Origin of the sequence: Modestobacter marinus (assembly GCF_019799945.1) — a bacterium.
Lineage (GTDB): Bacteria > Actinomycetota > Actinomycetes > Mycobacteriales > Geodermatophilaceae > Modestobacter > Modestobacter marinus_B.
This window is the reverse complement of sequence record NZ_JABGCH010000017.1, coordinates 43,558-56,058: the sequence shown is the minus strand read 5'-3', so window position 1 is coordinate 56,058 and position 12,501 is coordinate 43,558. Positions and strand designations below refer to the sequence as shown.

General features: G+C 75.4%; 13 protein-coding genes. 2 read left to right on the top strand and 11 right to left on the bottom strand.

Annotated features, from left to right (window positions below):
• Positions 1-3: 3 nt before the first annotated feature.
• The 3 genes from HK417_RS14790 to HK417_RS14780 form a co-directional block, all read right to left on the bottom strand.
• The gene (locus tag HK417_RS14790; protein ID WP_222267748.1) at positions 4-996 is read right to left on the bottom strand and encodes an ABC transporter substrate-binding protein; all 993 of its coding nucleotides are present in this window, start codon (positions 994-996) and stop codon (positions 4-6) included.
• Positions 997-1,435: 439 nt separating this feature from the next.
• Positions 1,436-1,777, bottom strand: a complete 342-nt coding sequence (locus tag HK417_RS14785; protein WP_222267746.1) for a hypothetical protein — start codon at positions 1,775-1,777, stop codon at positions 1,436-1,438.
• Positions 1,778-1,818: 41 nt separating this feature from the next.
• Positions 1,819-3,528 (bottom strand): FAD-binding oxidoreductase, encoded by a 1,710-nt coding sequence (locus HK417_RS14780; protein ID WP_222267744.1) that lies wholly within the window; start codon positions 3,526-3,528, stop codon positions 1,819-1,821.
• 293 nt (positions 3,529-3,821) lie between these two features.
• On the opposite strand from HK417_RS14780, the gene HK417_RS14775 reads away from it, so the two are divergent.
• On the top strand, positions 3,822-4,466 hold the full coding sequence (locus HK417_RS14775; RefSeq protein WP_222267742.1) for a hypothetical protein: 645 nt from the start codon (positions 3,822-3,824) through the stop codon (positions 4,464-4,466).
• Positions 4,467-4,504: 38 nt separating this feature from the next.
• Positions 4,505-5,299 carry a methyltransferase domain-containing protein gene (locus HK417_RS14770; protein WP_222267740.1) on the top strand — a complete coding sequence of 265 codons (795 nt, stop codon included), beginning with the start codon at positions 4,505-4,507 and terminating at the stop codon, positions 5,297-5,299.
• A 71-nt stretch (positions 5,300-5,370) separates the two neighbouring features.
• Here the strand turns inward: HK417_RS14770 and HK417_RS14765 are convergent, their stop codons facing one another.
• From HK417_RS14765 to HK417_RS14730, 8 genes are all read right to left on the bottom strand, one after another.
• Entirely contained in the window at positions 5,371-5,703 is a 333-nt protein-coding gene (locus HK417_RS14765; protein ID WP_222267739.1) for a TfoX/Sxy family protein, read from the bottom strand.
• A 40-nt stretch (positions 5,704-5,743) separates the two neighbouring features.
• Entirely contained in the window at positions 5,744-6,994 is a 1,251-nt protein-coding gene (locus tag HK417_RS14760) for an MFS transporter (RefSeq protein ID WP_222267737.1), read from the bottom strand.
• 4 nt (positions 6,995-6,998) lie between these two features.
• A complete protein-coding gene (locus tag HK417_RS14755; RefSeq protein WP_222267735.1) occupies positions 6,999-8,084 on the bottom strand; it encodes an FUSC family protein in 1,086 nt (361 codons plus the stop codon).
• 134 nt (positions 8,085-8,218) lie between these two features.
• Positions 8,219-8,980 (bottom strand): MerR family transcriptional regulator, encoded by a 762-nt coding sequence (locus tag HK417_RS14750; protein WP_222267733.1) that lies wholly within the window; start codon positions 8,978-8,980, stop codon positions 8,219-8,221.
• Positions 8,981-9,063: 83 nt separating this feature from the next.
• On the bottom strand, positions 9,064-9,651 hold the full coding sequence (locus HK417_RS14745) for a GGDEF domain-containing protein (RefSeq protein WP_222267730.1): 588 nt from the start codon (positions 9,649-9,651) through the stop codon (positions 9,064-9,066).
• Positions 9,652-9,748: 97 nt separating this feature from the next.
• Positions 9,749-10,348: a TMEM165/GDT1 family protein gene (locus tag HK417_RS14740; RefSeq protein ID WP_222267728.1), complete on the bottom strand. Its 600-nt coding sequence runs from the start codon at positions 10,346-10,348 to the stop codon at positions 9,749-9,751.
• A gap of 167 nt (positions 10,349-10,515) precedes the next feature.
• Entirely contained in the window at positions 10,516-11,718 is a 1,203-nt protein-coding gene (gene larC, locus HK417_RS14735) for a nickel pincer cofactor biosynthesis protein LarC (RefSeq protein WP_222267726.1), read from the bottom strand.
• A gap of 41 nt (positions 11,719-11,759) precedes the next feature.
• Positions 11,760-12,479, bottom strand: coding sequence for a GAF and ANTAR domain-containing protein (locus HK417_RS14730; RefSeq protein ID WP_308123590.1), 720 nt, complete (start codon positions 12,477-12,479; stop codon positions 11,760-11,762).
• Positions 12,480-12,501 lie beyond the last annotated feature (22 nt).

The following is a 12,501-nucleotide window of genomic DNA, read 5'->3' as shown; positions in this document are numbered from 1 at the left end:
AGGTCAGTACTTCCGCTCGGGCAGCACCTGGACGGCCTGCTCCTGGGTGAACGTGGTCTCCTCGGTGACCACCCGGGACGGGACCTCCTCGCCGGCGACGACCTTCTTGGCCAGGTCCATCAGCTGGTCACCGAGCAGCGGGTTGCACTCCACGATGAAGTTGATCTTGCCGTCGGCCAGCGCCTGCATGCCGTCCTTCACCGCGTCGACGGTGATGATCTGGATGTCCTTGCCGGGCACCTTGCCGGCCGCCTCGATCGCCTCGATCGCGCCCAGGCCCATGTCGTCGTTGTGCGCGTAGACGGCGTTGATCTCCGGGTGGGAGTTGAGCATCGCCTCCATCACCTCACGGCCGCCGGAACGGGTGAAGTCACCGGTCTGGGACGCCACGACCTGCAGATTCGGCGTGCCGGCGATGGCGTCGGCGAAGCCCTCCTGACGGTCGATCGCCGGCGCGGCACCGGTGGTGCCCTGGAGCTCGGCGATGAACGTCGGCTGGCTGCCCCAGTTCTCCACGGCCCACTCGCCGGCCTTCTTGCCCTCCTCGACGAAGTCCGAGCCGAGGAAGGTCACGTACAGGGAGTCGTCCTCGCTGTCCACCGAGCGGTCGGTGAGGATCACCGGGATGTTGGCCCGCTTGGCCTCCAGCAGGACGGCGTCCCACCCGGTCTCCACGACGGGGCTGAACGCGATGACGTCGACCCGCTGCTGGATGAACGAGCGGATCGCCGAAATCTGGTTCTCCTGCTTCTGCTGGGCGTCGGAGAACTGCAGGTCGATGCCGGCGGTCTTGGCGGCCTCCTGGATGGAGGCGGTGTTCGCCGTCCGCCATCCGCTCTCCGCGCCGACCTGGGCGAAGCCCAAGGTGATGGTGTCGTCGCCGCCACCACCGCCGCCACCGCTCGCGGCCGATGAGCCCTCGTCACTGCCGCCGCAGGCCGTGAGGCCGAGCGCCAGGGCCGCCGTCAGGGCCGTGAGTGCCGTCTTCTTGAACACCTGTCCTCCTCGTCGAGGTCAACACCGTGCGGGTCAGCCCGTCCGGTTGGTCGTGGTGGTGCCGAACGGGCAACCGCAGTGCGCTGGAGGCGGCTCGGCGGGCCTCGCGGGAGGCTGCCGACGCTCCGTCACGCGGCGGGCTCGATCGCTGCGGCCACTGTGAGCGTTCTCAGTCATGGTCGCCGAGGGGGATGGTGGTACTGGATTCGACCGGTGTTACTGCTGGTGAGACGGTTGTTATCGGATCGTTGTGATCCTTGCCACGTCGTTGTTACCGCTCACATCAGCGAAGCAGCGTCACGGCCTGCGCCGTTCCGCCACCCCGGGTGTGGCCGGGGCGGGGTGCTGACCTGCGCTAACACCGGGCGCCGGTGCGCCGGCCATGGCGATGCCGGGACCGCCGGCCACGGCGGTCAGTCGGGTGCGGGGAGCGGGCCGGTCAGGCGCCGGGGCGGGGCAGCAGGCGGCCGAGCCCGGCCCGCTCCAGTGCCGGCCGCAGGCTCCCGGCCAGGCCGACCACCTGGAGGATCTCCCCGGTGCGCGCCTGCTTGCGGGCCAGGTGCACGAGCAGCTCCAGCCCCGCGGGCTCCAGGGCGGTGGCCGCGGTCAGGTCGACCCGGGCGGGCCAGGACGCCGGCGCGATGCCACGCCGGAACGACCGGACGACGTCCTTGTCCACCCGGCCGGTGAAGCGCAGCAGGGGGCCGGTCGCGTCCTCGCCGAGCTGGACCGCTCCGGCGGGCGATCCGCCGGCCGGGAGGTGAGCAGCCGCGGAGTCCATGCCGTGCCGCTACCCGACCGGCGGGAGGACCACACGCAGGGTCAGTCGGGCAGCAGGACGCCGGGGTTGCACACCCGCTGCGGGTCGAGCTGCTGCTTCACCGCCCGCAGCAGGTCCACGCCGAGCGGCCCGATCTCCTGCGCCAGCCATGGCCGGTGGTCGACGCCGACGCCGAAGTGGTGGCTGAGCGTGCCGCCCGCGGCGAGCACGGCGTCGGTGGCGGCCCGCTGGGCGCTCAGCCACTGCTGCAGCGGGAGCTCGTCGTCCCGGTCGGCGAGCACGGTGACCGACAAGGCGGCGCCGGTCGCGTAGCCGTGCGAGATCGAGGACAGCACCAGGGGACGGCGCCCCGGCCGGGTCAGCGACGTCTCGAGGGCCTCCCGGACGGCGTCGTACACCGCGGGCAGCGCGCTCCACGGGGCGGCGGTCTCCAGCGTCTCGGCCAGCAGCCCGGCGTCCAGCAGCCGGTCGCGCAGCTGCGGGCCGGCGAAGCGGAACCGCACCCAGGCGCGCCCCATCCGGCCGCCGAGCCGGGTCGCCCCGCCGTCCCGCAGCACCGAGCCGGCCGCCGTCCGCCGGGCGCGGACCAGCGTCGGCAGGCCCTCCCAGCCGACCACCAGCAGGCAGCCCGCGCCCCGCCCGCGAGCCCGCAGCCGGGCGCGCAGCGCGCGGGTGCGGGGAGCCTGCAGCAGGGTGGCCCGGGTCTCGTCGGGATCGGCGAGGCGGACGACGTCGGGCAGCAGGTCGTGGCGCGCCAGCCGCTGCAGCGCTGCCAGCCCGGCGGCCCAGCTGCGGAAGGACCAGCCCTCGTACCGCGTCGTCCGCGGCCGGGGGCGCACCCGCAGCCGCAGCTCGGTGATCACGCCCAGCGTCCCCTCGGAGCCCAGCGCGAGCCCGAGCAGGTCCGGGCCGGCGGCCGACGCGGGCGGGCGGCCCAGCTCCAGCGTCCCGGTCGGGGTGGCCAGCGTGAGGCCGGCGACCAGGTCCTCGAACCGGCCGATGCCGGTCGACGACTGGCCGGCCGAGCGGGTGGCCGCGTACCCGCCCAGGGTGGCGAACTCCCAGCTCTCCGGCGTGTGCCCGAGGGTCAGGCCGTGCTCGGCGAGCGCGGCCTCCAGCGCCGGGCCGCGCATGCCGGGGCCGACGGTCACCAGCGAGGAGGGGACGTCGACGGCGTGCACCGCGTTCATCCGTCGCAGGTCGACCGCGACCACCGGCCGGTCGTCGACGTCCGTGCCGGCCAGGCCGCCCACTCCGCTGGTGCCCCCGCCGTACGGGACGGCGACCACGCCCAGCTCGCTGCAGGCGCGCAGCACCGCGGCGACCTCCTCGGTGCCGCCGGGGGTGAGGACGGCGTCGGGGGCGTCGCTCGCGTCCCCCGCGCGCCGGCGCTGCAGGTCCAGGTAGCTGCGGCCGCCGGCGTGCGCGAGCCGGGTGGCCCGGTCGTCGGCCACGTGCTCCTTCCCGAGCAGCGCGGCGAACGCCGCCCGCGCCGGCGCCGGCAGGAGCGAGGGGCCCAGCCGGATGTCCCGCACCGGGACCGGCGGGGTGGGGCGGGGCGTCCAGCCCAGCTGCCGGGCGAGGTGGCGGCGGGCCGCCTTGGGCAGCGCGGCACGCAGGTCGGGGTCGGCGGTGAGCTCGAGGACGCCGTCGTCCGAGCCGTCGGCGGCGTCCTCGCGGGCCCGGAGCGTCGCCACCCGCGCCCCGGACGGGGCCCAGCCCTGGACGGTCAGCTGCGGTTCGTCGGGCACGCGCCCCAGTCTGCGCCCGGCCTGCCCATCGGTCACAGACCGTCCATGTTTGGGTGACAGCGGGTGAGGATGCGCGCCACGGGGACGGTGGGAGAGCTGGGACCGGAAGGTGTGCGGTTCAACTGCTGTCGGGACCCCCGCTGCCGAAGACCAAGGAGCAGGCCACCGGGTCCATCCGGCCGGCCGGCGACCGGTGCAGCACCGGGCGAGGGCCGCAGGCCCGATCCCGCCGTGCCGGTCCGGTCGGTGCGACTTCCCGCGCATCGGCCACGGACGAGTGTCGGGGGTGTCGCGTGAGCGTGTCGGGCGGTTCGGGCCAGGAGGCCGTGGCGAAGGTGGCCACCGAGCAGGGGTGGTGGCTGGTGGACATGGACGGCCGGGCGGTGGGCGGCCCGTTCGAGGCGCAGGTGGACGCCGCGATCGCCGAGCTGTCCTGGAACGGCGGCTCCCCGGCCGGCGCGGACCTCGCCTACGGCCTGCGCATGGACGACGGCACGGTGGTCCGCCGGTTCTCCCCGGAGGACCAGGGGTGGCTGGCGCACCTGTCCGACCAGCTCAACCGGCTCGCCGACGAGTGGGACACGCACATCTCCGACGCCGACCCGCTCACCGGCCTGGTCTGCGAGCTGGCGGCCGCGGTGGTGGAGGCCGGCCTGCCGCTGCACGACTGCGCGGGCCGCACCGGCAGCCGGGCGCTGGGCGGGGTCTGCCTGACGCCCAGCCCCGCGCGCGAGGGCGTGATCGTCACCTGGTCGCAGCACGACCGCATGGCGGTGCACCACGTCCGCGGGCTGGAGGCCGAGGGGTGCGCGCAGCAGACGATGAGCCTGGCCGTCGCCGACGTGCTCGCCGCGTTCGGCTTCATCGTGGAGACGGTGGAGGGGACGCTCGCCTACCTGGTCCGGGCCGGGGAACTCGATCCCACACTTTGGGACTGACGTTCCGTAGTCTGAGACAGCCGGTGCAGGATTGCCGGGTGGACACCTACACCCACGGGCACGCCGACCCGGTTCTGCAGTCCCACCGCTGGCGCACGGTCGAGAACTCGGCCGCGTACCTCGCTCCCCAGCTGCGGCCGGGGCTCGACGTCCTCGACGTGGGCTGCGGCCCGGGGACGATCACCGTGGACCTCGCCGCCCGGGTCGCCCCCGGCCGCGTGGTCGGGCTGGACGTCTCCCCGGCGCCGCTGGACGAGGCACGCGAGCTCGCCCGGCGGTCCGGGGTCACCGTGGAGTTCGGCGTGGGCGACGCGTACGCCCTGGCGTTCCCGGACGACACGTTCGACGTGGTCCACGCCCACCAGGTCCTCCAGCACCTGACCGACCCGGTCGCCGCGCTGGGGGAGATGGCCCGGGTCTGCCGGCCCGGGGGAGTGGTCGCCGTCCGGGACGTCGACTACGCCGCCACCACCTGGTACCCCGCGGACCCTGGGCTGGACTCCTGGCTGGCGCTCTACGGGCGGGTGGCGCGCCGCAACGACGCCGAGCCCGACGCCGGACGGCGGCTGCTCGCCTGGGCGCACGCGGCCGGCCTGCGGGGCACGGTGGCGACGACGTCGTCCTGGTGCTTCGCCACCCCCGCCGAGCGCGCCTGGTGGGGTCGGTCGTGGGCCGGCCGGGCCACCGCGTCGGCCTTCGCCGAGCAGGCGATGACCTACGGGCTGGCCTCGCCCGCGGAGCTGGCGGAGATCGCCGCTGCCTGGCTGCGCTGGGCGGACTCCGACGACGGGTGGCTCGGGATGATGCACGGCGAGCTGCTCGTCCGGATCTAGAAGGACTCCCCTCGCCCCCCAACCCTTCGCGAGCTCAGGGTGGGCCTTTGCGAGCGGGCCGTTGCAGCACCTCACCCCGCGGCGAGGCTGCGGGCGACGTCCCGGCCCGTCGCGACCCAGCGGCGCAGCGCGTCCTCGTCCTCGACGGCGCCGGCGTCGACCCGGAGCCAGCCGTCCATCTCGCGGCCCCGCATGACCATCCGCGTCACCCCGTCGGCGGCGACCAGTTCCGCGGCCCGCGCCGGGTCGCAGCGCACCATCAGGCCACCCTGGCCGCTGGTGGCCACCGCCATCGCGCCGTCCACCAGGAACGCCAGGCCGCCGAACATCGCCTTCTCGGTCACCCCCGGCTCGGTCGACAGCGCGGAGCGCAGCCGGTCGGCGAGCTCCCGGTCGTAGGTCATGCGGGCAGGGTGCCGCCTCGCCGTCGCGGCCGGCAAGGCCTCAGCCGGCGGCGGGCGCCGACTGCTCGTCGGCGTGCGCGATGTGCCGCAGCGAGCGCCAGATGAGCACCACGAACACCGCCGACCCGGCGAAGGCGAACCAGAACGGCGCGGTCACCCCGCCGTGCTGGGCGAGCACGCCGCCGATGCCCGAGCCGACGACCAGCCCGCCGAAGACGCCGACGAGGTTCACGCTGCCCACCCGGCCCTGCAGGTGCTGGGGAACGGCGCGCTGCCGCACGGTGATCGACGTCGTCCCCCACACGAAGGCGTGCGCCCCGAAGACGAAGAAGACCGGCAGCGCCACCCACGGGCTGGTGGTCAGCGCCAGCGCCAGGTGGGTCAGCGTCTCGATGACCAGGCCGATCCGCATGAGGTCCCCGAGCCTCACCCGCCGGGTGATCCAGCCGTAGGCGAGCGTGCCGGCCACGCCCCCGGCCGCGCCGACCGTGCTGACCAGGCCGAAGCCGATCTCGCCGAGCCCCAGCCGGTCCCGGGCGTACAGGACGAGGACCGACCAGGCCGCGCCGAAGGTGACGTTGAAGATGGCGATGGTCAGCACGAGCGTGCGGACGGCGGCGTGCCCGCGGACCCAGCGGAAGCCCTCGACGACGTCGTGCCGCAGCTTCGCCCGCGGGCCGTCGGCGCGCTCGCGGGGAGGCAGGGCGACCCGGGTGACCAGCACCGCCCCGAGCAGGACCACCACCGCCTGCGCGCCGAGCGCCCAGGCGGCCCCCACGGTGAAGAGCGCGGCGCCCAGCGGTGGCCCGGCGAGCTGGTTGACCGTGATGAAGCCGGTCTGCAGCCGGGAGTTGGCGACCGCGAGGTCCTCGCGGGCCACCAGCATGGGCAGCAGGGTCTGCGAGCTGTTGTCGGCGAACACCTCGGCGGTGGCCAGGACGAACAGCGTGGCCAGCACCGCGACGATCGCGACGCGGTCGGTGGCGACGGCGAGCGTCAGCACGGCGAGGACGCCGGCGCGGACGACGTCCACGGCCACCACGATGAGGCGGCGGTCGAGCCGGTCGGTCAGCGCGCCGGCGACCAGCCCGAACAGCAACGGCGGCAGCCACTGGACCGTCGCGGCGAGGGCCACCAGGAACGCGTCCCGGGTGAGCGAGGCCACCAGCAGGGGCCCGGCCGCCAGCGCGATGCCGTCGCCCAGGTTGGACGTCCAGGACGACGCCAGCAGCCAGCGGAACCCGGTGCCGAGCCGGGCCGGCACCAGGACCTCGGCGATGCGGCTCCCCATCGGCTCAGGCCGGCTGGGCGAAGCGGACGTGCGCCTCCAGCGTCTGCAGCGCGCGGTGCATCCCGACGGTCACCGCGCCTAGGGCGAAGAAGCCCTCGTCGTCGCCGATCGTGGAGCTGCGCAGCAGCGCGGTCAGCCGGTCGGCCGCGGCGACGGCGGTGGCGATCGCCGCGTCGCGCTCGTCGGGCTCGCTGTCGGTGGCGTGGTACGGGATGCGGACGACGCCGGCCAGGCCGTCGAGTGCGTCGGCCAGGATGCGGCCGGTGCCGTCGTCCACCCGGTCGAGGCCCTGCCGGTGCGGCTGGAACTCGACCACGAGCATCGTCAGGTCGTCGATGAGGACGGCGACCCGGTCCAGCGCCCGGGACTGCTCCCGGATGCTGGCCGCGGTGCCCTGCCACCGGCGCGCCCGCGGGTTGGCCCGTCGCGCCCGCTCCACCACCGTCTCGGCGGCCCGCATCAGGTCCAGCGCCCGGTCCAGCTCCGCGCCGCGGGCCTCCCACTCGCTGGGCGCCGGCACCCGCGCGCTGCGCAGCGCGGCGGCGATGGTGTCCAGGTGCCCGGCCAGCAGCGACCGGGTGGCGGCGATCCGCTGCACCGCGGTGGTCAGCTGCATCGGCGGGAACAGCACGCTGGTCACGAGCACCCCGATCGCCGCGCCGAGCAGCGTGAGGCCGGCGTAGCGCAGCGCGTACTGCGCCGGGTCGGCGGCGCCGACGGTGAGCATGAGGACGGCGGCGAAGCTCACCCAGCTGGCGGCGTCGCGCCACAGCCGGAGCTGCTCCACGGCGATCGCCAGCGCGACCAGCAGCGCGAGGGTCGGTGCGGTGGGCACCGCGCGGGTCAGCTCGTGCACCACCACCGCCAGGCCGAAGCCGGTCAGGATGGCGAGCACCGTCCGCCAGGCGGTCGCCGCGGAGTCGGCGACTGTCGGATGCACAGCGATCACCGCGCCCAGCGCCGCGTAGTACGCGAAGTCCGCGTAGACCGGGATCAGCACGGCCACCTGCCACGCCAGCCCGGCCGCCAGGGCCGCCCGCACGCCGCGCTGCACCCACGGCCGCTGCACCAGCCCGATCACCCGCTCCACCCGGCCAGGATGCGGCCCGGACCGGTCCGTCCGGGGGGAACGACGCGGTGGCGCCCGCCACAGGGACGTCCCCCGCGCCCCGCGCGTCACAGGGCACGCGGGACGGCGGGTGAGCGCAGTGCGCCGCCGGAGGATCAGCCGCCCTGGCGGGTGGCGTTGGCCTGGACGGCGGTGCTCACGTACTGCGCCAGCCCCGCGGCCCGCTGCTCGTAGTGGGCGGTGAACCGCTCGTCCTCGACGTACATCCGCCCCAGGGCGGCGTGCATCGCCGGCGGGCAGTCGTAGAAGTTCCGGGTGATCTGCTGCCGGTGCTCCTCGGCCAGGTCCATCGCCCGCGCCGAGTCGGCGGGGACGCCCTCGCGCAGCGCCGCGGCGAACCGCGCCTCGACGTCCTCGCCGTCCGCCTGGATCCGCAGCCAGTCGTCCTTGCCGTAGGACGCCGTCCGCCGCTGCGACTGCCGGTAGGCGTCGGTGTCGCCCCAGCGCTCCTCGACCTCGGCTTCGTACCGCGCCGGGTCGTGCTCCCCGAAGACCTCGAACCGCTCCTCCGGGCTCAGCTGGATCCCCATCTGCCGTGCCTCCATCTCCTTCTCGACGGCCGCGACCATCGCCTGGGTGCGCTCGAGCCGGTCCCGCAGCAGCCGGTGCTGCCGGCGCAGGTGCTCCGCGGGGTCGGCGTCGGGGTCGTCCAGCAGGGTCGCGACCTCCTCGAGGGGAAACCCGAGCTCCCGGTAGACCAGCACCTGCTGCAGCCGGTCCAGGTCGGGCAGCTCGTAGCTGCGGTAGCCCGCCGCTGTCCGCCCGCTGGGCTGCAGCAGCCCGATCCGGTCGTAGTGGTGCAGCGTGCGCACCGTGACCCCGGCCAGCCGGGCCAGCTCGCCGACCGTCCAGCTCATCGCCCCTCCTCTCTCTCTCCTGACAGGGACGAGGGAACAGCCTGACGCAGCGTCAGGGTCAAGTGCCTTTCCCGGGAGACCGGTCAGCCGTGCCGGCCGCTGCCCTGCCGCTCGTGCCGGATCCGGGTCATCGCCCCGTTGGCCGACGCGATCAGGGACGCCGGGGTCGAGGCGTGCCCGGACAGCGCCACCCCGACGCTGATCCGCACCCGGTGCTCGATGCCGGGCCGCGGGCGCAGGGTCTCGTCGAAGGCGGCGGCGACACGGCGGGCGATGCCCTCGGCGTCGGCGCGCTCGGGGACGCCGGGGCACAGCAGCACGAAGGTCTGCGCGCTGATCCGCGCGACGACGTCCCCCTGCCGGACGCTGGCCACCAGCCGGCCGCCGGCCTCGGCGCGGGCGGCGTCGGCGACCGCCGCCCCGTGCAGGTCCTCCAGGACGGTGATGCCGTCGAGGGTGCAGCACAGGACGGCGAGCCGACCGGTGTGCGGGCCGGCGGCCGCCAGGGCGTGCTCGAGCCGGTCGATGAGCAGGCTGCGCACCGGCAGCCCGGTCAGCGGGTCGGGGACCGTGCGCTGGCGCAGGCGCTGCGCGAACTGACGCTGTGCGGCCACGACCGCGGCCGTCAGCGCCAGCGCGTCCTGCGACTCCTCCAGGCGGATGGTCTCCATGGCTGCTCCCGTCGGTGGCCGTCCCTCGGCCGTCGGGGGAGCAGTCGGCAGCGCGCCCTCCGGGCTTGAGCGCGCGCTGACCCGTCGGGGTGGGACCTCAGCCGGCGAGGGTGCGGACCGTCTCCACCACGGCGACCACCGCGAAGACCAGGAAGAGGACGGCGGCGACCCGGCGGATCATGGCCACCGGCAGCCGGTCGGCGAGCCTCCGGCCCAGGAACGCGGCCAGCCCCGAGACCACCAGCAGCGCAGCCCACGCACCGGCGAAGACCGAGATCGGCTCGTCGTAGCGGGCGGCCAGGCCCGCGGTGGCCAGCTGGGAGAGGTCGCCCCACTCGGCGGCGAACAGCACGCCGAAGGAGACCGCGGCCGCCCGCAGGAAGGAGGTCTGCTCGCGGGTCTGCGCGGCCTCCTCGTCGTCCTCGGGCCCGGCCGCGGCGCTGCGCCACAGCAGCACCGCCCCGACCAGGAACAGGACCGCGACGACGGCGCTGACCAGCGCCTCCGGCAGCAGGGACAGCAGGCTGCCGGCGGTCACCGCGATGGCGACCTGCAGGCCGAACGCGGTGCCGACCCCGACGAACACCGGCAGCGCCGGGAACCGGGTGGCCAGCACGAGGGTGGCGAACAGTGTCTTGTCCGGCAGCTCGACCGGCAGGACCAGGACGAAGGCGGCCAGGATGACCGAGGGGACCACAGTGCTCTCTTCCGCTCCGCGCGGCCGGGCGGGGCACGGGTGGCCTCCGACCGGCGGCGCACCGACAGGTGACCGCTCGGGTCGAAGGTCTCGCCCACCCGCGCCGGGGCGCGGGCCCGCTGACCGGGCGCACCAGCGCGCCAGCATGTCGACCAGCGGTCGGGGGGCTACTCCCCTTCTCGGTGTCCGAGGGTAGCCGATGCCCCCGGGTGTGCGGCGTGCGCCGCGGCGGTGGCGGCCCGCAGCACCTCCTTGGCCGGCAGACCGGTCGCCCGGGCGAGCGCGGCCACGTCCTCGAACTCGACACTGACGTTGAGCACCCGGCCGGCGGCGGAGGACACCTTCACCCCGATCCGCCCGCCGAGCACCTCGACGGAGTCCTGCACGCGGTCCAGCGCGACCTTCCGCACCGGCTGCACGCGCATCCCGATCGTCGAGGTGCTGCCGACCACCACGTCCTGGACGGCGGGGAGCGCCCCCGTCGGGCACAGCACCGACAGCGTGTGCGCCGGGCGGCCCTTCTTCATCAGGATCGGCGTGAGCCAGGCGTCGGCGGCCCCGGCGGCCAGCAGCTCACCGAGCACCCCGGGCCACAGCCGGGGGTCGAGGTCGTCGACGTTGGTCTCCACCAGCACCCCGTCGGACGGCTCGGCCACCGGGTCCCCGAGCACCAGCCGGACGAGGTTGGGCAGCTCGGCGGGATCGCGGCCCCCGGCGCCGCTGCCCACCCGCTGCACCCGCATCGGTGGCAGCGTCGTCCACTCCTGGACCCGGGCGGCCAGCAGCGCGGCCCCGGTGGGGGTGCAGGTCTCGGCGGGCACCGGCCCGGCGAGCACGGGCACCCCGCGCAGCAGCTCCAGGACGGCGGGCCCCGGAACGGGGACGACCCCGTGCGCGCCGCGCGCCGAGCCGCTGCCCAGGGCCACCGGGGAGGCGGACAGCGAGGTCAGCCGCAGGTGCTCGAAGCCGGCGACCACGCCCACCACGTCGGCGAGCGCGTCGAGCGCGCCGACCTCGTGGAAGTGGACGTCGTCCGGCGCCACCCGGTGCACCCGCCCCTCGGCTTCGGCGAGCCGGGCGAAGACGTCGAGCGCTCCCTCCCGCACGGCCGCGGGGAGCGCCGCGTCGGCCAGCAGGGCGCGCACGTCGGCCCAGGTGCGGTGGTGCGGGCTGTCCGGGGCGGACACGTGCACCCGGGTCGCGCCGAGCCCGTGCCGGGTGACCGGCTCGGCGGTCAGCCGCACCGGCTCGACCGGCAGCACCGCGACGGCGCGGGCGAGGACCTCCAGCGGCACACCTGCGTCGACCAGCGCGCCGAGCAGCATGTCCCCGCTCGCGCCCGCCGACAGGTCCAGCCACCCGATGGTCACCGGGCGATCATGCCGGTCCCGCGGCGCGGCCGGGACCGGCCTCAGAGCATGATCTCCCCGGTGCCCACCAGGTGCTCGGCGACGTCGCGCAGGTTGCGGCCGGCGTGCAGCGACGCATGGGCCAGGAACTGGAACGCCTGGTCGGCGGTCAGCTGGTGCCGCTCCATGAGGATGCCCTTGGCCTGGTCGATGACCTCCCGCGCCCCCAGCGTGACCTCGAGGTTCCGCGCCTGGTCCCGGGCGCTCTGGTACTCGTGCATGTTGGCTACGGCGACGGCCGCGTAGGGCGCGAGCCGGCCCGCGACCGCCCGGCTGTGCTCGTCGAACGCGTGCGGCCGGCGGGCGTAGACGTTCAGGCCCACCCGGACGTGCTCGCTGACCGGCAGCGGCACCGACAGCGAGCTGCGGCTGCCGTGCTCGACGGCCCGGCGGGCGTAGTCCGGCCACCGGGTCTCCTGCTCGGCGTCGGGGACCTCGGTCACCTCACCGGTGCTGGCGGCGTGCAGGCAGGGGCCGTACCCGCGCCCGTACTGGGACTCGTCGCAGTCCAGGGCCAGCCGGCCGGTGTACACCGCGGTGGAGGGCCGGTCGTTGACCAGCACGGAGATCGAGACCTCCGCGTCACCGGGCAGCACGCTCTTGGCCACCTCGGCCACCGTCCGCAGCAGGCTGTCCATGGAGTGCTCGCGCAGCGAGAGCCGACCGAGCACCTCGAGGGCCTGGTCGGCGGCTCGGTCGCCGGTGTGGCCGTCGCTCGTCACGGGTGGACCTCCGGTCCTCGGA

Bases quoted from the DNA above. Each gene is read 5' to 3' on its own strand.
- HK417_RS14785 (WP_222267746.1), bottom strand. From the start codon at position 1,777: ATGGACTCCGCGGCTGCTCACCTCCCGGCCGGCGGATCGCCCGCCGGA.
- HK417_RS14765 (WP_222267739.1), bottom strand. From the start codon at position 5,703: ATGACCTACGACCGGGAGCTCGCCGACCGGCTGCGCTCCGCGCTGTCG.
- HK417_RS14760 (WP_222267737.1), bottom strand. From the start codon at position 6,994: ATGGGGAGCCGCATCGCCGAGGTCCTGGTGCCGGCCCGGCTCGGCACC.
- HK417_RS14750 (WP_222267733.1), bottom strand. From the start codon at position 8,980: ATGAGCTGGACGGTCGGCGAGCTGGCCCGGCTGGCCGGGGTCACGGTG.
- HK417_RS14745 (WP_222267730.1), bottom strand. From the start codon at position 9,651: ATGGAGACCATCCGCCTGGAGGAGTCGCAGGACGCGCTGGCGCTGACG.